General features: G+C 44.0%; 19 protein-coding genes. 17 read left to right on the top strand and 2 right to left on the bottom strand.

Going from position 1 to position 18,383, the window contains the following annotated elements:
• Positions 1–4 precede the first annotated feature (4 nt).
• The 5 genes from accA to ABJF92_RS01760 all read left to right on the top strand — a co-directional run bounded on the left by accA (position 5) and on the right by ABJF92_RS01760 (position 7,164).
• Positions 5–952 carry an acetyl-CoA carboxylase carboxyl transferase subunit alpha gene (gene accA / locus ABJF92_RS01780; RefSeq protein WP_446814139.1) on the top strand — a complete coding sequence of 316 codons (948 nt, stop codon included), beginning with the start codon at positions 5–7 and terminating at the stop codon, positions 950–952.
• Between the two features lie 72 nt (positions 953–1,024).
• Positions 1,025–2,317 (top strand): tRNA lysidine(34) synthetase TilS, encoded by a 1,293-nt coding sequence (gene tilS, locus ABJF92_RS01775; protein WP_446814138.1) that lies wholly within the window; start codon positions 1,025–1,027, stop codon positions 2,315–2,317.
• Positions 2,318–3,244: 927 nt separating this feature from the next.
• Positions 3,245–5,524, top strand: a complete 2,280-nt coding sequence (locus ABJF92_RS01770) for an AAA family ATPase (protein ID WP_446814137.1) — start codon at positions 3,245–3,247, stop codon at positions 5,522–5,524.
• Positions 5,525–5,654: 130 nt separating this feature from the next.
• Positions 5,655–6,476: a hypothetical protein gene (locus tag ABJF92_RS01765; protein ID WP_446814136.1), complete on the top strand. Its 822-nt coding sequence runs from the start codon at positions 5,655–5,657 to the stop codon at positions 6,474–6,476.
• An 85-nt stretch (positions 6,477–6,561) separates the two neighbouring features.
• A complete protein-coding gene (locus ABJF92_RS01760; RefSeq protein WP_446814135.1) occupies positions 6,562–7,164 on the top strand; it encodes a hypothetical protein in 603 nt (200 codons plus the stop codon).
• 297 nt (positions 7,165–7,461) lie between these two features.
• Here the strand turns inward: ABJF92_RS01760 and ABJF92_RS01755 are convergent, their stop codons facing one another.
• Positions 7,462–8,049: a TetR/AcrR family transcriptional regulator gene (locus tag ABJF92_RS01755; RefSeq protein ID WP_446814134.1), complete on the bottom strand. Its 588-nt coding sequence runs from the start codon at positions 8,047–8,049 to the stop codon at positions 7,462–7,464.
• Between the two features lie 162 nt (positions 8,050–8,211).
• On the opposite strand from ABJF92_RS01755, the gene ABJF92_RS01750 reads away from it, so the two are divergent.
• The 3 genes from ABJF92_RS01750 to ABJF92_RS01740 all read left to right on the top strand — a co-directional run bounded on the left by ABJF92_RS01750 (position 8,212) and on the right by ABJF92_RS01740 (position 9,383).
• Positions 8,212–8,613 carry a RidA family protein gene (locus tag ABJF92_RS01750; RefSeq protein ID WP_446814133.1) on the top strand — a complete coding sequence of 134 codons (402 nt, stop codon included), beginning with the start codon at positions 8,212–8,214 and terminating at the stop codon, positions 8,611–8,613.
• A gap of 248 nt (positions 8,614–8,861) precedes the next feature.
• Entirely contained in the window at positions 8,862–9,080 is a 219-nt protein-coding gene (locus tag ABJF92_RS01745; RefSeq protein WP_446814132.1) for an addiction module protein, read from the top strand.
• 3 nt (positions 9,081–9,083) lie between these two features.
• On the top strand, positions 9,084–9,383 hold the full coding sequence (locus tag ABJF92_RS01740; RefSeq protein WP_446814131.1) for a type II toxin-antitoxin system RelE/ParE family toxin: 300 nt from the start codon (positions 9,084–9,086) through the stop codon (positions 9,381–9,383).
• Positions 9,384–9,466: 83 nt separating this feature from the next.
• On the opposite strand, the gene ABJF92_RS01735 is transcribed toward ABJF92_RS01740, so the two are convergent.
• On the bottom strand, positions 9,467–10,144 hold the full coding sequence (locus ABJF92_RS01735; protein WP_446814130.1) for a hypothetical protein: 678 nt from the start codon (positions 10,142–10,144) through the stop codon (positions 9,467–9,469).
• A 249-nt stretch (positions 10,145–10,393) separates the two neighbouring features.
• Here ABJF92_RS01735 and ABJF92_RS01730 point away from each other — a divergent pair, with 249 nt between their 5' ends.
• The 9 genes from ABJF92_RS01730 (at position 10,394) to ABJF92_RS01690 (ending at position 18,370) form a co-directional block, all read left to right on the top strand.
• Positions 10,394–12,028, top strand: a complete 1,635-nt coding sequence (locus tag ABJF92_RS01730) for a CTP synthase (protein ID WP_446814129.1) — start codon at positions 10,394–10,396, stop codon at positions 12,026–12,028.
• Between the two features lie 51 nt (positions 12,029–12,079).
• Positions 12,080–13,375, top strand: coding sequence for a phosphopyruvate hydratase (eno, locus tag ABJF92_RS01725; RefSeq protein WP_446814128.1), 1,296 nt, complete (start codon positions 12,080–12,082; stop codon positions 13,373–13,375).
• 104 nt (positions 13,376–13,479) lie between these two features.
• Entirely contained in the window at positions 13,480–13,755 is a 276-nt protein-coding gene (locus tag ABJF92_RS01720; RefSeq protein WP_446814127.1) for a septum formation initiator family protein, read from the top strand.
• Positions 13,752–14,486, top strand: a complete 735-nt coding sequence (gene ispD / locus ABJF92_RS01715; RefSeq protein ID WP_446814126.1) for a 2-C-methyl-D-erythritol 4-phosphate cytidylyltransferase — start codon at positions 13,752–13,754, stop codon at positions 14,484–14,486. Before ABJF92_RS01720 ends, ispD begins: the two co-directional genes overlap by 4 nt.
• The gene (gene ispF / locus ABJF92_RS01710; protein WP_446814125.1) at positions 14,483–14,974 is read left to right on the top strand and encodes a 2-C-methyl-D-erythritol 2,4-cyclodiphosphate synthase; all 492 of its coding nucleotides are present in this window, start codon (positions 14,483–14,485) and stop codon (positions 14,972–14,974) included. The genes ispD and ispF overlap by 4 nt, the downstream gene beginning before the upstream one ends.
• Positions 14,971–16,065, top strand: a complete 1,095-nt coding sequence (gene truD / locus ABJF92_RS01705; protein WP_446814124.1) for a tRNA pseudouridine(13) synthase TruD — start codon at positions 14,971–14,973, stop codon at positions 16,063–16,065. The genes ispF and truD overlap by 4 nt, the downstream gene beginning before the upstream one ends.
• Entirely contained in the window at positions 16,043–16,789 is a 747-nt protein-coding gene (gene surE / locus ABJF92_RS01700) for a 5'/3'-nucleotidase SurE (protein WP_445977304.1), read from the top strand. The genes truD and surE overlap by 23 nt, the downstream gene beginning before the upstream one ends.
• Positions 16,786–17,451 carry a protein-L-isoaspartate(D-aspartate) O-methyltransferase gene (locus ABJF92_RS01695; protein WP_446814123.1) on the top strand — a complete coding sequence of 222 codons (666 nt, stop codon included), beginning with the start codon at positions 16,786–16,788 and terminating at the stop codon, positions 17,449–17,451. Before surE ends, ABJF92_RS01695 begins: the two co-directional genes overlap by 4 nt.
• Positions 17,444–18,370 (top strand): DUF368 domain-containing protein, encoded by a 927-nt coding sequence (locus ABJF92_RS01690; RefSeq protein WP_446814122.1) that lies wholly within the window; start codon positions 17,444–17,446, stop codon positions 18,368–18,370. Before ABJF92_RS01695 ends, ABJF92_RS01690 begins: the two co-directional genes overlap by 8 nt.
• Positions 18,371–18,383: the final 13 nt, after the last annotated feature.

Genomic DNA, 18,383 nt, shown 5'->3' with positions numbered 1-18,383 from the left:
AAACATGAATTTAGATTATCTTTCTTTTGAGCAGCCGATTGCTGAACTCGAGCAAAAAATTGAAGAATTACGTCTTGTCGGTAACGACAATGAGCTGAATATCAGTGATGAAATTAGTCGTCTAGAAGACAAAAAAATTGCGTTAACCCAGAGTCTTTTCAGTAATCTTGGCGCGTGGGAAGTTTCTCAACTTGCCCGTCATCCACGCCGTCCTTATACACTTGATTACATCAACCACGTTTTTACAGACTTCGAAGAAATGCACGGTGATCGCCACTACGCAGACGATCGCGCCATTGTGGGGGGTATCGCACGTTTAGATGGCCGCCCTGTGATGGTGATTGGTCACCAGAAAGGTCGTGAAGTTAAAGAAAAAGTATTGCGCAACTTTGGTATGCCGCGTCCAGAAGGTTACCGTAAAGCACTACGCTTGATGGAAACAGCAGAGCGTTTCAACATGCCAATCGTGACGCTAATCGATACTCCTGGGGCTTACCCTGGTATCGGTGCGGAAGAACGTGGTCAAAGTGAAGCGATCGCTTTCAACTTGGCTGTGATGTCACGCCTAAAAACACCGATCATCTCTACCGTGATTGGTGAAGGTGGTTCTGGTGGCGCTTTGGCCATTGGCGTATGTGACGAGCTAATGATGCTGCAATACGGTACTTACTCTGTAATCTCACCAGAAGGTTGTGCCTCTATTCTTTGGAAGAGTGCGGACAAAGCTTCTGATGCGGCGAAAGCCATGGGCATTACCGCTCAGCGTCTACAAGAGCTAGGTTTTGTGGATAACATTATCCCTGAGCCATTAGGTGGTGCGCACAATGCTCATGAGCAAATGGCACAAAGCCTAAAAGAGAATGTATTAGCTGCTCTTGATCGTATGGAAGCTTTGAGCACAGAAGAATTGCTAGAACGCCGTTACAAGCGTTTGATGTCTTACGGACTGTAAGCCTTTCGAGTAAGAAAGAGCCTCCTTCATGGGGGCTTTTTTGTTTTTAAAATCGTGATTTTAGGGCAGTAAATGACGCTAACAGACCGCTTTATAGACGACACCAACGCATTAACCTTTTCTCCTACATGGCTTGAGGCTTTGCTTTCCGACGCCGGACGGGTGTGGGTAGGGCTAAGTGGTGGGGTGGATTCTTGTGTTCTGTTGCATGCTCTCGTTAGTCAGATTACTCCAAAGCAAAGACAGCAATTAACCGCGATTCACATACACCATGGTTTGAGTGCAAAGGCGGATGAGTGGCTTCTGTTTTGCCAGCAGCTTTGCCAAGACTGGGGCGTGGGGTTCGTCGCAGAAAAGGTCACCCTAAAGACGCAATCTTCCATTGAAGATGCCGCCCGAAAAGCTCGATACGACGCTTTTGAACAGCATTTAAAAGCCAAAGATGTGCTGCTACTTGCCCACCATCAAGGGGATCAAACCGAAACGGTTCTGTTTCGATTAATGCGTGGTACAGGGTGCAAAGGCTTAGCTGGCATGCCTGTAGAAAGGCCTCTTGGTGAGACCGGTGCGCGATTGTTACGGCCATTGCTGTCGGTAAGCAAAACTCAAATAGAAAGTTATGCAGAACGTTTTGCTTTGAGTTGGGTGCAGGATGACTCCAACTTTGACGAACACTATACCCGCAACTTTTTACGCCAGAGTGTTATTCCTCCACTGGTGTCTCGCTTTCCCAAAATGCAGGAAAATATTGCCTCAACCGCTCAGCGCATCCAGACGGATTACACCATGCTGGCGCGTTTCGCAGAGCAGCAATTAGCAAGCTGGTGTAACACTCAGGGAGGCTTAATGCTTACTGAATTAGCTGAACTGCCAGCAGAAGAAAGGCAATTTTGGTTGCGTCACTTCTTGGCTCAGCACCAGGTATCTTTGCCCCACCGACAACTGCTGAATCTAGATGCCATGCTCACCAGTGCCGAAGACAAACAGCCTGAAGTCTTACTAGCGGATAAACGCCTACAACGTCATCAACATTGTCTGTATGTGTTGCCACAAGAAAACACAGTGGTACTTGGAAAGCTAACCGAAGGCCAATGGCTAACACGCCCATTCGATAGAGTAAGAGTAATCGGAGCGACCGACTGCGAGCTTAAACCCCGCCCACAAGGCGTTAGCATTACCCTCGCCAATGGCAATACACGCAAGCTGAAAAAGTGGCTCAACGACCAAAGCATCCCCAGCTGGTGGCGAGATCATTTACCCTACATCTATCAAGACAACCAACTGGTCGCCATCGGCGACCTTTGGGTTCATCCAGACTGGCAAGGCACAGTCGAATGGCAGCCCTCACCACAACTGCCAATCTAAAGCTGATAAACACAACTTCTCCATTATTAATGGCATTTGAAAATGACATTCCTCCTCGAAACTACCGCCTACCTCGCCGGAATGTCATTTTTTAAACGCCTCGTATCGTAGGTCGTACTTCAGTGCGACAAACACGAATCTCCGACCCCCTCGGATTATTGACGCCATTTGAAAATGACATTCTTCCTCGAAACTGCCGCCTACTTCGTCGGAATGTCATTTTTCAAACGTTTAGTATCGTAGGTCGGCATTTATGCCGACGCGGAAACCATCTTCCCCCGTAGATCGCTAGTCTTGGCGACAAACACAAACCTCCGAACCTCTCGCATTATTGATGGCATTTGAACATGACACTCCTCCTCGAAACTACCGCCTACCTCGTCGGAATATCATTTTTCAAACGCCTAGTATCGTAGGTCGGTATCTATGCCGACACTGAAACCATCTTTCCCTGTAGATCCCCATTAATGGCAACCAACACCAGCCTCCGAACCTCTCCAATTATTGATACCATTTGAACATGACATCCTTCTTCGAAATATCATTTTTCAAACGCCAAGCATCATAGGTCGTACTTCAGTGCGACAACTTACTTTACTTTTGATCTGCTCAATTCTCTACTCACTTGGTCTAAAAAATAATCATAAATTTGTGTGTTTATACTGGCCGATAACCAAAAAGTCTTTTAGTATCAATCAACAAGGTTGTACAGTGTCTAAATAATGTGCTGTGGATAAAAGGAATATCACGCACGCTCGTTTTGCCCGCTTTTAGTTTTGTGAATAGCTTTATAAATTCATCTTAATTCAGTAGGTTATAAAATTATTTAGATAGTTTGGAATACATGTGAACGAGCGTGCGACTATTAAAATGATATATGCTTCGGAAAGCAGGCATGTTGAATGTCGAATTAAAAAAGAGACATAGATGTTAGAAAGAATACATAGAATAAGAGGTATAGGGCTTTTACATGATGCTGATGCAAGAGCTCATGGGTTGCAGAAAGCCAGCTTTATCTATGCAGATAATGGACGAGGTAAATCAACACTCGCTTCATTATTTCGTTCTTGTTCCACGAATAAGCCTGAATTACTTGTAAACCGCCGTACTATTGATGGTAATAACGACCAAGAAGTAATTCTTCAATTTTCTAATGGACAGAGTTCTAACTTTAAAAATGGTAGTTGGGATGTCGATCGCCCAGAACTTTTAGTATTTGATGCCGATTTTGTTGAGCAAAATGTTTATGCAGGTGGGCAAGTTACCGCGGACCAACGTAAAAATTTATTACAATTTGCACTTGGCGAAAGTGCTGTTGTGGCGCAACAAGAATATGATCTTGCAGATAATAGTGCGAGAACAGCAGCCAGCTCTTTAAGAGAAACAAGTAATCAATTAGAAGTGTTACACAGAGGTTTGACGCAAACTCAATTTCAAAGAATAGCCGAAGTTGTAGATGCAGATGACCAAATATCCGTTCTTAATGGCAGAATTGTTGAAGCTCAAAACATCGGTCTAATTCAAGCTAAGGCATTACCTCAGCAATTGGTGTTGTCGACACTTAATGTCGATGATGTTTTCAATATTTTAGGTACATCCCTTGAAAATATTGACCTAGCTGCGGAGCAGCAAGTTAAAGAACATTTAAATATCCACAATAAAAGTCGTTTAGAGAAATGGATAAGTGACGGACATGCATATGGTGATGAAGGTAATTGCTTGTATTGCAACCAATCTCTTGATGGGGTCGAATTAATACAAGCATATCGCAGTTATTTTAACCAAGATTATAATCAGCTTAAAACAGATGTTTCTCGGCTGGCAGGCCTTATTAACGCAAGCTGCTCTAATGAGATAATTGAGATATTAAAGGCACGGTTTGAAACTGCCAGCGCAGTTATTGATGGTTGGCAGGAACATTTAGAGGTATTGCCTCCAACATTCGATGAAAGTTCAGCAAGAGATGCTCTTTCTAATATTGAAAATCTGTTAAACGCCTTGAGAGAGAGAAAAGAAGTCAATTTGCTTGATTCTGTTGGCTCTGAAGAGGATAGAAACGAAGTTGCTAGAAACTGGCAGGAAGTTTTAGATGTTGTTGTTGCATGTAACGAATCAATTTCAAATGCTAAAGCTGTTATAACAGACTATAAAAACAATTTGGCAGCTCTAAGTATTGATAATTTGCAAACCCAAATCCGTGATTTGGAATGGGCTAAAACACGTTACAGGAAAGATGTCATAGATTTATTTTCACAGCTCGCGTTGGAAAAAAATCAAGACATAGCTGCAAAAGCTGAAAAGCAAACTAAGAAAGATGCCTTGAATCAAATCATGCAGGCAACACTGGAAAGCTACAAAGATCGTATTAATGAGCTTTTACGCGGTTTTGGTGCTCAATTTCTGATTCCTAATATTGATTTCAATTACCGAGGTGGTTTGAGAAGTGATTATGTACTGCAAATGCGCGGTGCCAATATTGCTTTAAATGGCGGTGTGCCAGATTTTAATACTTCTTTGAGCGAAGGTGATAAACGCACATTAGCTTTTGCTTTCTTCATAGCTTCTGCAGAGTCTGATCCTGATTTAGCCAACAAGGTTATCGTAATAGATGATCCAATGTGTAGCTTAGATCTTAATAGAAAGCAGCAAACACGTACTGTGTTGAAGAGAATGCATGATAGCTGCGAGCAAATAATTGTTCTTGCACATGACGTTCATTTTCTTCGAAATCTTCGTGATGATGTGTTGCGTACAGGAAGCCCAAACGGCATTAAGTGTTTAAAGTTAAAATCGGTTATTAATCGCTATAGTGACTTTGATGTAATTAATCTTGATCAAGAATGTGAAAGTGCATATTTCAAATGCCACCGCATGCTTGATGAATATATAGTTGGCAATGTTCAGAGTAGTAGTATGGAAATAGCTAGATCAATTAGGCCTATGCTTGAAGGGTATCTACATAGACGTTTTCCTAACCTGATAAATGGCGGTCTTTTGTTTGGTCAAGTTATTGACTTGATAAGTAATGCGCAACCACCAAGCCCCTTAATTAAAGCTAAAAACATTACTAATGAACTAAATGAGATAAATCGTTACGCAGGACAGTTTCATCACGATACCAATCCTGCGGCAGACCAAGTTCAAATCACAGATGGTGAGCTTTTAAGCTTTGTGGAGAGGTCGCTAGCTGTGATATATGCTGGATAAACATATTAGTAATCAGCACATAACAAGGCCATAAAGTCGGATTCGTAACAGTTGGCTCGGTTCTGCTTCGCTATACATTTTAGCCAACTGTTACTCACCGCTTATGGCAGCGTTATGTTTCAGGTAAGTTATGAGTGACATCGATAGAATCATCAAGCAAATAGAGTACCTTACAGCACCTGCAAGGCAAGCTGCTGAGGCTATGAATAAAGTAATACCTCCTCAAATTCAAAGGCTTCATGAAACAATGTCGCCTGCTATCCAGCGCATAAATGAAATTACTCACGCATTCCAGCCGTATATCTCTCAGCTAAATGCGACAATGGCAAAAATGGCAAAAATAGCCGAGCATGCCCAGCTGTGGCAGGAAGCCAGAAAGCAAGATGTTACTATCATGGCTGAGAATGGCTGGTATCCGAACTGGTATACATTCTTTTATTCACCTGAACATGAGCCAGAATCATTAGATGAGCTTATGATCAATCATCTCAATGAAAACTGGGATGAAATATCATCAAAAATTATCGAGCTTTGCCCTAATCGCAACCACATTCTTGAGAATGCATTCGCCCTGCACAAATCAGGAAATTACATAGCTTCTATCCCTCTGTTGATATCCCAAGCAGATGGCATATGCTGCGAAACGTTAAAAAGTTTTCTGTTCACAGGAAATCAAACAGAAGAAAAAATATTAGAGCTAATTGAAAATGATGAGATTTCAGAAAACATACTAACAAATATATTTTTGGAGCCGTTTAAATTAAAAAACCATCATAATGTTGGTATATCTAAACATAGCAAGACAGCTAAAGACAAAGCTCCAAATAGGAATGGCATAATACACGGACATCGTCGGCACCTAGATTACGGAACAGAAACAAATTCACTAAAGTGTTTTTCATTACTTAGCTTTGTAGTTTATTCAACCAAGGAGCTTATAAATGAAACATAACAAGTCAATCAACCACGTGCCTTTCAGGCGCCGGACGCAGCAGAGCTGCGCCGGTTATTGAAGCGTTAGTTTTTTAAGGAAAGTCATGAGTGATATCCCAGTTAATGTACTCGTTCCAGTGGGTGTGGTGATTGCCGCACTTATCGCAGGTTCATTCTCGTTTCTGAATTTGGTGTTAACCAAAGAACAGCAAATTTCCCAACTAAGACAAAACTGGATAGATGCCCTACGTGATGATATATCAAAGTACATAGCAGCATTAGTCGCAACAGAAGAAATTTATTGGGCTATGAGTCACAAGCATGGTGACGCTGTAGACGTATTAGATCGAACTATGGAAACTAAGGATGAACACCAAGAATTAGCGATTGCCTATTCAAGTATAATGATGCGATTAAACCCCAATGATAAAAGTGAACATCAAAAGGCGTTGCGTAAAAGTCTTGTCCAGTCGAAAACTCTTGCAACTAATGGGCAGTGGAAGGAGTCGGCTGCAATGGTTGATAGTATCCGAGAGTTCGCACAACTGACGTTAAAAGAGGAATGGGAGCGCGTTAAAGAGGGCGAACCATCCTTTGTAAATTCAAAAAGGGTAGCTGCAATTGGTGTAATTACTGCGTTAGTGGTTGCAGTGTTGGCAATCTACAATATCTCAGTATCTTTTGAGATCCATGCAAATAAAAACTAACAAAGCGCTCAACAGTGACCCAAAACGTATTTAACTAGGCCATGCACCTCAAAAAGCTAGTAAATCCGTGGTTTTAGCCATTTTCTAAAATATTCTTGGTGATCTTTTCTATTGATGTTTGTGCTTATGCTGTAATGAGTAATCATCTCCATATTGTGCTTCACATAGATGAAGAAAAAGCCAAATCATGGTCGACATTAGAAGTTATACAACGTTGGCATCAGCTTCATAAAGGCACCTTATTTACACAACAAGATAATTCGGGTCAGAGTAAAATTAGCCTCTGACCCATCCCCCTTATGACTGCCTAACCAGCCCACTGCACAGGACATTGAAGGCCTCTATTGCTTTTGGCAATACAGCTTCTGGTTTATCGCTTGCGGCAACCCAAAGCGCGGCGTTAAGCGCAGCGCCATTTAACAAGCGTGATACGGCTTCTACATCGACATCCTTCAAAACGCCTGTATTTACTAGTCGCTTAACTTTCTCAATAGTGATTTGCAGGCATGCGCTCTGGCTTGGCCATTGCGATGGGTCACCAAGAAAGGCTGGTCCGTCCAACAAAACAATGCGCTGTATTTCTGGTTCTAGTGCCATTTCAATATAGGCTGTTCCCTCCTGTAACAAGCTTTCCCACTCGCTTGCCGCTTGGTCACCCTCTGCTTTGGCTTTTGTCGCCATTTCCGAGTCAAGCTGGTCAACAACCGCAGCCAACAAACCAAGCTTGTTGCCAAAATTATGATAAAGCGCACCTCTTGTTAAGCCAACGTTTGACGTTAGGTCATCCATAGAGGCTTTCGCAAAGCCTTTTTCGGTAAAGGCTTTTCGTGCTGCTTGAATCAATTTAAGCCGAGTTTCGGCCATTTGCTCCTGTCTCTTATTCATTAACTTACCTTTCACATACGATGCGTATATAAATTTGACATACGCTATGTATTTAAAATAAAGTGACATACGTTGTGTATGTCAGTTAGGTGGATTTTACCCATAATCTGCCTTTTATACACGCGGCAAACAGACCATTTCTTATCATGAAGGTGTTCATTTATGTCAAATCGAGAAGCGATACTACCAAAAGCTGCAGAACGTCACGCTTTATATGAGGCTCATGGTTATTCTGCTGCCATAAAATCCGGAGACTTATTGTTTGTGTCGGGACAAGTAGGAAGCAGGTTAGACGGTAGCCCAGAGCCAATCTTTAAAAAACAAGTCGAGTTGGCATTTGGAAATTTAAAGAGTGTCTTAGCTGCGGCAGGTTGTGACTTTGAAGATATTGTTGATGTCACAACTTTCCATACTGACCCTGAAAATCAGTTTGGCGAAATCATGGAAGTTAAGGAGGCTCTTTTCAATACAACTCCGCCATCGAATTGGACGGCTGTTGGAGTAAACTGGCTGGCAGGCTTTGATTTTGAGATTAAGGTGATTGCAAGAGTGCCATCCGTTTAAGGTTCAAAATAGTGGTGAACTGAAAATTCGCGTCAGAGTACATTTAGCTCCCTACTTGGGGGGGCTAATCTTTATTTGTTGAAGGTGTAAATTGGCAGGGCAGAGACAAACACAGATGAAATGATGAGGGTCAAAGGCAGGGCATATAGTTTAATTTTACTTTGACCCCGTAGCACTACTTCTAAGTCCAACCTTCCACTTCTCGTTTTTAGTGGTAAAATTAGATCTTACTCAATGGGAGTTATTTTATGTCTGACGCATTAAAAGTGATGCTTGAAAATATCGAGCAACTCAGTACTAAAGAGAAAGCTCTTGCTGCCCACTGCCTGCTAACGGCTATGGACGCTAAAATCGACAGTGATGTGGAATCTGAGTGGATAAAGCTTGCCGAAGCTCGCAGTGTGGAGCTGGAATCAGGTGTAGTAAAAAGCATTAGTTGGGAAGAAATAGAAAAGGATCTTAATTAGAAGATGCTGCCTGTTTCCTTTCACCCTGAAGTCAAAAGGGAAATTAAAGCGTCATTTAGTTGGTATCAGGCACAATCACTTGGGCTGGGATATGAGTTCACTCAGGAGATTAAGGAAGCCATCGATTCAGTTCGCTCTTTGCCATCTGCATGGGCCAGAATAGGGAAAACTCACCGACGTTTTGTATTAAGCAGATTCCCATATTCTATTATCTATAAAATTATAGAAAATAAAGAGATTAGTGTAGTAGCAATTATGCACAATCATCGAAAACCAGGTTATTGGTATGAACGTGGTAAATAAAACGTTCTAAGCACTCCTTTAAGTCGCTGGGACATCCTCCCTTGTAGGCAATATCATTCGCTCCCCCGCATTACTAAAATAAATTAAAGACTTATCAATCTATCCACTTTGCCTTTGTAGCTTTCCACAAGGCGTGCATTTAAGCCATCACTGGCGTTGATTCTGTCCATGGCTTGTTGATGACTAAAGCCCCAAGCTTGCATGTGTCTTTTCGCCAAGCGTTCTATGGCAAGTTCCACCGGCACATCCAAAAACCAATGTTGGTCGAAAAGTGCTGCGGCGTCTTGCCAGCCATCGTCTTGGTGGAGCAGGTAGAGGCCTTCAATTAAGACCACTTTAGTTTGTTTTCCGATACTTAGAGCATCCAGCACGGGATCGCCTTGTTGGTGATCGAAACTCGGCCATTTCAGATCATGAGTTTGGTAGCTCCCACGAATGTTATTTACAGCGGTTACGAAGCCTTGGCTATCGAATGTCCATGGAGCACCACGTCGAGCAATGGCGTGTTCTGCGTCTGGGCGTTCGGCAAGTTGTGCTTTGGTGAGATGAAAACCATCCATAGATAAGGCCGCTAGAGCATTTTCTTGGTGGGCAAAATGCTCGGCTAGATAGGTCGCTAAACTGGACTTGCCGGAGCCTGGCCCTCCCGTTAGGCCGATTAAGGTACGCTGTGGGGCTTGTCGGCATTGCTCAATATATTGAATCATGGCTTGAACGCTTTGACTTTGCTGATATAGCTCATTAAGTTGTATAGGTGTCATGGTGAATATTTTAATGAAATCCTTTGCCAAGAGAGAGACAGTCTGTAACTTTTTACACTGTATGGAAAGCGAATTCCATTGCTTATTAGGTTAAAATATATCCACCATTTTTGTCCTATAGGACAAATCAAGCTCGTTTTACATTGAGCAAAAGGGCTTGCAATGTTAGTATTCTCCTCCGTCCTGAAGGTACACTTGGCTGTACCATCATCTCTCATATTTTTATACTTTAAGGCGGGTTAAACACTCATGGCGACACGATATATTTTCGTCACAGGCGGCGTGGTTTCATCACTAGGTAAAGGGATTGCATCAGCATCTTTGGCAGCAATTCTTGAATCTCGTGGTTTGAAAGTCACCATGCTTAAATTGGATCCATACATCAACGTGGATCCTGGCACCATGAGTCCATTCCAGCACGGTGAAGTCTTTGTAACAGAAGACGGTGCTGAGACAGACCTAGATCTAGGTCATTATGAACGCTTTATTTCCACTAAGATGGGCAAACGCAACAACTTTACCAGTGGTCGTGTGTATCAACACGTACTGAAAAAAGAGCGTCGCGGTGATTATCTTGGTGGTACGGTTCAAGTTATCCCACACATCACGGACGAAATTAAACGTCGTGTACAAGCCGGTGCTGAAGGCGCAGATGTTGCCTTGGTAGAAATCGGTGGCACAGTGGGTGATATAGAATCCCAACCTTTCCTTGAAGCTGTACGTCAACTACGCGTTGAGTTAGGCGGCCGTCGTGCGTTGTTCATGCATCTGACGCTAGTGCCTTACATTCGTACCGCAGGCGAAACCAAAACTAAGCCAACACAGCACTCTGTTAAAGAGTTGCGTTCTATCGGTATTCAACCAGATATTCTTATTTGTCGTTCTGAGGTGTCTATTGAAGCGCCAGAGCGTAAGAAAATTGCCTTGTTTACGAACGTAGAAGAGCGCGCGGTTATTTCATTACCCGATGCGGATACCATTTACCGTATTCCACAGATGTTGAATGACCAAGGTTTGGATAGCCTAATCGTTGATCACTTTAATTTAGATTGTAATACCCCTGACCTAGAAATCTGGAACAAGGTAACAGTTGCTAAACTGAACCCTGAGAAACAGATTAATATTGCTATGGTTGGTAAGTACATGGAGCTATTAGACGCCTACAAGTCTCTAATTGAAGCCATGGATCATGCCGGTATTCATGCTCGAACTAAAGTGAAGCTTCACTATATAGATTCAGAGACCATTGAAGAAAATGGCACTCAAGCCCTACAAGGCATGGATGCGATTCTTGTTCCTGGTGGTTTTGGTGAGCGTGGCGTTGAAGGTAAAATTGCTACAGCTCAATACGCTCGTGAAAACAAGGTACCTTATTTAGGTATTTGTTTGGGTATGCAGGTGGCGGTAATCGAATACGCCCGCAACGTTGCCAAATTGGCTGGTGCCCACAGTACAGAGTTTAATTTAAAAGCAGAGAATCCAGTGGTTGGTCTGATTACAGAATGGACTAACACCGAAGGTTCCAAAGAAATCCGCTCAGAGGAGTCTGATCTGGGTGGGACTATGCGTCTTGGTGCGCAAAACTGTAACTTAACAGAAGGCACTAAAGCCTTTGAAGCTTACGGTGAAGCGGTTATTGAAGAACGTCATCGTCATCGTTATGAAGTAAACAACTTCTATGTTTCAGCATTAGAAGAAGCAGGTCTAACCATTTCTGGTCGTTCTGCTGACAACTCTTTGGTAGAAATGATCGAGATCGCCGACCATCCTTGGTTCGTGGCTTGTCAGTTCCACCCAGAGTTTACTTCAACACCTAGATACGGACACGGCTTGTTCAGTGCGTTTGTTCATGCAGCGCTAAAACATGCCGGTAAAGAAAAATAATCTTCGCAAATTTTTTGTTTGTGGTTTTTTACTTATTTAAAGGGGTTTTTTATGAGTCAGATCGTTGATATTAAGGGCCGAGAAGTACTTGATTCTCGTGGCAATCCAACTGTTGAAGCGGATGTTATCCTAGCAGACGGTTCTATTGGTTCTGCTTGTGCGCCTTCAGGTGCTTCTACCGGTTCACGTGAAGCCTTGGAATTGCGCGATGGCGATAAAAGCCGTTACTTGGGTAAAGGCGTACTTAAAGCGGTTGCTGCAGTAAATGGTCCTATCCGCGATGCCCTAATCGGCAAAACGGCGGCAGACCAAACTGAACTTGATAAAGTGATGATCGATCTTGATGGCACTGAAAACAAGTCAACTTTTGGCGCAAACGCTATTTTGGCGGTTTCTCTAGCCGCTGCTAAAGCCGCTGCGATCTCTAAGAAAATCCCTCTTTACCAACACATTGCTGATCTAAACGGCACACCTGGCGTTTACTCTATGCCAGTACCAATGATGAACATCATCAATGGTGGTGAGCACGCGGATAACAATGTTGATATCCAAGAGTTCATGGTTCAGCCTGTTGGTGCACCAAACTTCCGTGAAGCACTACGCTACGGCGCAGAAATCTTCCACGCCTTGAAAAAAGTACTAAGTGCTCGTGGTTTGAACACAGCGGTAGGTGACGAAGGTGGTTTCGCGCCAAACTTGGCGTCTAACGCAGAAGCCCTCGCGGTAATTAAAGAAGCTGTTGCGGCGGCTGGTTACGAGCTTGGCAAAGACATCACTTTGGCGATGGACTGTGCAGCGTCTGAATTCTTTGAAGACGGTCAGTACAACTTGAAAGGTGAAGGCAAAGTCTTCTCTTCTGAAGGTTTCTCTGACTACCTAGCTGAGCTATGTGAAGAATACCCAATCGTCTCTATCGAAGATGGCTTGAACGAGTCTGACTGGGAAGGTTTTGCTTACCAAACTAAGATCCTAGGCGACAAAATCCAACTAGTAGGTGACGATCTGTTCGTAACCAACACTAAGATTTTGAAGCGTGGTATCGACGAAGGTATCGCTAACTCTATCTTGATCAAATTCAACCAGATCGGTTCTTTGACTGAGACACTAGAAGCTATTCGCATGGCGAAAGCAGCAGGTTACACGGCTGTTATCTCTCACCGTTCTGGTGAAACAGAAGATGCCACTATTGCTGACCTTGCTGTCGGTACAGCGGCTGGCCAAATCAAAACGGGCTCACTATGTCGTTCTGACCGTGTCTCTAAGTACAACCAATTGCTACGTATTGAAGAGCAATTAGGCGGCAAAGCACCTTACAAAGGTCTTGCTGAGATCAAAGGCCAAGGTTAATTTTAACCTAGCTCATCAAAGGGAGAACTTAGTTCTCCCTTTTTTTGTTTTTTTTTCACTCGTTTCCTTTGATAATAGGGAATCTATTTTTTATTGAGGGCGTTATGGCACGTTTGTTATTGGTGTTGTTCATTTGTGCCATTGGCTATCAGTCATACCGATTTTATTACGGTGAGCAGGGCGTGAAACGCCAAGAAGAATTAGCCAAGCAAATCGAATATCAAGAGCGTATTAATTTACGTTTGAAGCATCGTAATGATGCTTTACGTGCTCAAGTGGAAGATCTTCGTTTAGGGGAAGAAGCGGTAGAAGAGCATGTTCGTACAGAGCTGCAATACATAAAAGAGGGTGAAGTTTTCTATCGGATGGTGGAGAAATGAGCGCGCCAATATGGGTGATCATACCCGCTGCTGGCGTGGGCCAGCGTATGCAAGCGGCTTGCCCAAAACAGTATTTACCCCTGTCTGGTCAAACTATCCTAGATCGTACTATTGGCCTGTTTATTGATCATCCGCACATTGCCGGTGTTGCCGTTGGTATCAGCGAAAACGATGCTTACTGGCCCGACTCTCAATGGTTCTCTCATCCACAAGTGATTCGTTTCAATGGTGGCGATGAGCGCAGTGATACTGTTTTGAATGGCCTTGCTTTGCTCTTACAAACGAAAGGCATTCAAGATCAAGCTGTCTTAGTGCATGATGCAGCCCGCCCACTGTTAAGTTCCTCTGGTTTGCAACGCATCCTTTGCCATCAAGGAGAACAAGGTGCTTTGTTGGCGATGCCTGCGAAAGATACTGTAAAACAACAAAACAGCGCCCAGTGCGTACAAACCACCTTGGATCGACAGTACATTTGGTTGGCACAAACACCACAAAAGTTTCCTGCAAATGCTTTACACAACGCCTTAGTGAAAGCCAAAGAGCAAGGCCTGCCAGTGACAGATGAATGCTCCGCGATGGAGATGATTGGCTGGCAGCCAGCCTTGGTAGAAGGCGAAAGCCGCAATTTAAAAATTACCTTACCCGAAGATCTTGTGATGGCTGAAGCCCTCTTACAACAAACACAGAAAGCCTCGGGCAATCCACCTACAACAGGGGAAAAAATATCATGACACCGTTTCGTATAGGCCATGGTTTTGATGTGCATAAATTTTCCGAAGGCGAGTTTATTATTATGGCTGGGGTGAAGATTCCCTATCATCAAGGTTTACTCGCTCACTCTGATGGCGATGTCGCCCTGCATGCTTTAACGGATGCGCTGTTAGGCGCTGCGGCGTTAGGAGACATTGGCAAACACTTTCCTGATACTGATCCCGACTTTGCGGGAGCAGACAGTCGTGTGTTATTGCGCACTGCCTATCGAGAAATTCAAAACTTAGGCTATAGCGTGGCGAATGTGGACGTTACCATCATCGCCCAAGCGCCTAAAATGCGTCCTCATATAGACGATATGCGGGCCAATATTGCCAAGGATCTTGGTGTGGAAATCGGTGCCGTTAATGTAAAAGCTACAACGACGGAAAAGCTCGGTTTTACGGGTCGTAAAGAAGGTATCGCCGTTGAAGCGGTGGCCTTGATTTATAAGCAAGGTGATCTATGAATACCGATTGGCGCTATGCATGGTCAAAGCCAAATGTCACTGGGGATCTGAAAACCCATGTGCAAGATTTCTATGTCGAAGAGCAGCTTGGTTTCGAGCCGGATGGGCAAGGGGAGTTTTGTTTTGTCTTCATTGAAAAACAGGGGGTGAATACAGACTTTCTTGCGAAGCGTTTGGCGCAAATGGCGGGCATAGCCAGCCATAAGGTTACTTACAGTGGTGTTAAAGATCGCCATGCTTGTACTCGTCAGTGGTTCTGTTTGCACGTGGTGAACAAGGAGCCAGACTTTAGTGGTATCCAAGAAGCCTTTCGAGCTCCAGAAAGCGTACGTTTAATCGTGCAGTTACGTCATTCTAAGAAGTTGCGTACAGGTTCTCATATTGCCAACCGCTTCGTGCTTAGAATACGCAATATTGAAGGCGATATCGCCGAGCTGGAGCAACGCTTAACCTTGATCAAGCAAGGGGGCGTTCCTAATTATTATGGCCCTCAGCGCTTCGGGATAAACGGCAACAATTTGCATAACGGAAAAGGTTTTGTGCTCCAGGGGCGGCAAAGTAAACGTAAGCTTGCCAAAACAGAATCCTTTTGGCTGTCTGCAATACGTTCTTGGTGTTTCAATGAGGCCCTTAGTGATCAAGTTGAAAACGGTATGTGGGCACGTTTGTGCGATGGCGACATTGCTCAATACCAGCAAGTAAACGAGCAGTTTAGGGTGAAGAAGATGGATGCAAAAACTCATTTGCAAGCCTTGCATGGTGAGGTAAGCCCAGTGTTGCCTTTGATTAGTGGCGGTTGGGAAGCCGGCACAGGGCCTCAGCGTGAGGCTGTCATTAAAGCGTCTCTAGCGGACGCCCAAGAGATTGTTGACGCTTTAATTGCCTTCGAACTCTCACGAGATAGTCGTTTGGCACGATTAGTTCCGATGAATATGGCGTGGGAATTGCTAGGCAGTGGTCAAGAGGAAAGGCAGTTGATCGTAGAGTTCTCTCTCACAAAAGGGTGTTTTGCCACCAGTGTGTTACGGGAGATGATTGATGTCACGGATAAGTCGGCCGAGAAGTACCATGAGAATATTGATCGCGAATGATGACGGAATAGACGCATTGGGCCTAAAGACCCTCGCGAGACAACTTTCTAAAGAATATGAAACCCTAGTAGTCGCCCCCGATCGCAACCGAAGTGGGGCCAGTAATTCACTAACATTGACGCGGCCCTTGCAACCCACACAAGTGGCAGAGCATGAGTTTCGAGTGGATGGCACCCCCACAGACTGCGTGAATTTGGCGTTGTCTGGCATGATAGATGGTCAGGTGGATATGGTGGTGTCGGGGATTAACCATGGCGCGAATCTAGGCGATGATGTCATTTACTCCGGTACGGTTGCTGCGGCCATGGAAGCCCGTCATTTAGGGCGTCCTGCTTTAGCGGTTTCTTTGGTGGGGACACAACACTTTGAATGTGCCGCACAAGTGATTTCTCAACTCCTGAAAGATTCTCATACTCTACAGTTACCCGCAGGCATTTTACTGAACATCAATGTTCCTGATGTGCCTTATGAGGCGCTTAAAGGTATCCGAGTGACTCGCTTAGGTTATCGCCATCGTGCCCAGCAACCGATTTCTGCGGCTCACCCAAGAGGATTACCGAGCTTTTGGATCGGCGCTTTATCAGAGCCTAATGATTGTTCACCGGGTACAGACTTTGAAGCCATTGAATCTGGTTATGTGTCCATTACCCCAATACATACCGATATGACCTGTTATCAGGCCCAATCATCGCTTGAAGAGTGGGTGCATACAATTCGTCCATGAAGCAACGTGATCTTAGTCGGCTGGTAAAAAACACTGAACCTCAAGCCTCTAAAATGGTTCAACAATTAATGGCCCACGGTATTCATCATACTGAGCTACTTCAGCTCATGGGCGATATACCGCGTCATCAATTTGTCGAGTCTGCTTTTTCGCATCTTGCTTATTCTGCAACACCATTACCCATTGGTAAAAACCAAACGATTAGTCAGCCCTTAACCGTCGCTCGTATGACCCAGTGGCTATTAAGTTACGCACGCCTGGGTCGAGTATTAGAGGTCGGCACGGGTTCTGGTTATCAAACGTGTATTTTGGCGCACTTTTTCAATAAAGTGCACACCATAGAAAGACAAGAGTCTTTGTACCTTAAGGCTAGGCAACGGCTGACTGACATGCAGGTGAATAATGTGGAATATTTATTTGCGGATGGACAGCAAGGGTGGCCAAGTGACATGCCCATGGATGCGGTGATTATTACCGCCATGGCCAGTAAAATTCCTTTGGCACTGACCAGTTGCTTAAAGGAACAAGGAATTTTAATTATGCCGATTGACCACCCAACGCCGCAAATAGGTTGTTGGCGAAAAGAAGGCGATCGTTGGAAATGTTTAGGGACACAACCTGCTCATTTTGTGCCCTTATTAGAAGGATTAGAACATGCCTAAGTGGCTGAAAGTATATTTAAGTGGCGTTCTTATGGGTGCAGCAGACGTGGTGCCTGGGGTTTCTGGGGGCACTATGGCGTTTATTTTAGGTGTGTATGACAGGCTGATACGTGCTTTAAGCGGTGTGAATAAAGACAGTATCCAGCTTTTGTTTAAAGGCGACTTCAAGAGCTTATGGCGTCATTTTGATGGGGTTTTCTTATTGCCGTTAGGGCTCGGTATTATGACGAGTATTTTCGCCATTGCTGGCCTCATTACCCATTTGCTCGCGACGTATTCTAGTTTCCTATGGAGCTTCTTTTTTGGTTTGATCCTCGCTTCGGCTGTCTTTTTACTGACTCAAATTAAACCGCTGCGATGGCAGCACATAGTGCTACTTATGATTGGCGCAGCGCTAGGCAGTAGTTTGTCTATGTTGGTGCCAACTCAGCTGAATACCTCTTATGTGATGATCTTCTTTGCGGGAATGGTGGCAATTTGTGCGATGATTTTACCGGGCATATCCGGTAGCTTCTTGTTGCTGATGATGGGCATGTATGGCTTTGTTCTTTCCGCCATTAAGAGCTTTGATATGGTGGTGATTATTGTTTTTGCTCTGGGTGCGCTGGTGGGCTTGCTCAGCTTTTCTAAGCTGTTAGGGTATTTATTAGAACACGCAAAAAATGTCACTTTAGCCGCACTAACAGGGGTTATGTTAGGGGCTTTAGTGAAGGTTTGGCCATGGAAAGTCACTGATCGCTGGGTGGAAATAGGCAGTAAAAAATTGCCAATCGAAGAGCATTTAATTTGGCCTTGGCAGAGTGTTGGCTTTCAAGTGACGCAAGATTTGCTATGGCCAATGGGTTTCATTTTAGTGGGTTTTTTAAGTGTTATTCTCATTTCTTACACATCTTTACGAAATTCTGAGAATGTATCCTGAGACCTTAAAATTG

The organism is Marinomonas sp. (assembly GCF_039940335.1).
Lineage (GTDB): Bacteria > Pseudomonadota > Gammaproteobacteria > Pseudomonadales > Marinomonadaceae > Marinomonas.
The sequence above is the reverse complement of the archived record's forward strand: the minus strand, read 5'-3'. Positions and strand labels throughout refer to the sequence as shown.

Excerpts from the sequence above, each read along its gene's own strand:
- accA (WP_446814139.1), top strand. The coding sequence starts at position 5 with ATGAATTTAGATTATCTTTCTTTTGAGCAGCCGATTGCTGAACTCGAG.
- tilS (WP_446814138.1), top strand. The coding sequence starts at position 1,025 with ATGACGCTAACAGACCGCTTTATAGACGACACCAACGCATTAACCTTT.
- ABJF92_RS01770 (WP_446814137.1), top strand. The coding sequence starts at position 3,245 with ATGTTAGAAAGAATACATAGAATAAGAGGTATAGGGCTTTTACATGAT.
- ABJF92_RS01765 (WP_446814136.1), top strand. The coding sequence starts at position 5,655 with ATGAGTGACATCGATAGAATCATCAAGCAAATAGAGTACCTTACAGCA.
- ABJF92_RS01760 (WP_446814135.1), top strand. The coding sequence starts at position 6,562 with ATGAGTGATATCCCAGTTAATGTACTCGTTCCAGTGGGTGTGGTGATT.
- ABJF92_RS01755 (WP_446814134.1), bottom strand. The coding sequence starts at position 8,049 with ATGAATAAGAGACAGGAGCAAATGGCCGAAACTCGGCTTAAATTGATT.
- ABJF92_RS01750 (WP_446814133.1), top strand. The coding sequence starts at position 8,212 with ATGTCAAATCGAGAAGCGATACTACCAAAAGCTGCAGAACGTCACGCT.
- ABJF92_RS01745 (WP_446814132.1), top strand. The coding sequence starts at position 8,862 with ATGTCTGACGCATTAAAAGTGATGCTTGAAAATATCGAGCAACTCAGT.
- ABJF92_RS01740 (WP_446814131.1), top strand. The coding sequence starts at position 9,084 with ATGCTGCCTGTTTCCTTTCACCCTGAAGTCAAAAGGGAAATTAAAGCG.
- ABJF92_RS01735 (WP_446814130.1), bottom strand. The coding sequence starts at position 10,144 with ATGACACCTATACAACTTAATGAGCTATATCAGCAAAGTCAAAGCGTT.
- ABJF92_RS01730 (WP_446814129.1), top strand. The coding sequence starts at position 10,394 with ATGGCGACACGATATATTTTCGTCACAGGCGGCGTGGTTTCATCACTA.
- eno (WP_446814128.1), top strand. The coding sequence starts at position 12,080 with ATGAGTCAGATCGTTGATATTAAGGGCCGAGAAGTACTTGATTCTCGT.
- ABJF92_RS01720 (WP_446814127.1), top strand. The coding sequence starts at position 13,480 with ATGGCACGTTTGTTATTGGTGTTGTTCATTTGTGCCATTGGCTATCAG.
- ispD (WP_446814126.1), top strand. The coding sequence starts at position 13,752 with ATGAGCGCGCCAATATGGGTGATCATACCCGCTGCTGGCGTGGGCCAG.
- ispF (WP_446814125.1), top strand. The coding sequence starts at position 14,483 with ATGACACCGTTTCGTATAGGCCATGGTTTTGATGTGCATAAATTTTCC.
- truD (WP_446814124.1), top strand. The coding sequence starts at position 14,971 with ATGAATACCGATTGGCGCTATGCATGGTCAAAGCCAAATGTCACTGGG.
- surE (WP_445977304.1), top strand. The coding sequence starts at position 16,043 with ATGAGAATATTGATCGCGAATGATGACGGAATAGACGCATTGGGCCTA.
- ABJF92_RS01695 (WP_446814123.1), top strand. The coding sequence starts at position 16,786 with ATGAAGCAACGTGATCTTAGTCGGCTGGTAAAAAACACTGAACCTCAA.
- ABJF92_RS01690 (WP_446814122.1), top strand. The coding sequence starts at position 17,444 with ATGCCTAAGTGGCTGAAAGTATATTTAAGTGGCGTTCTTATGGGTGCA.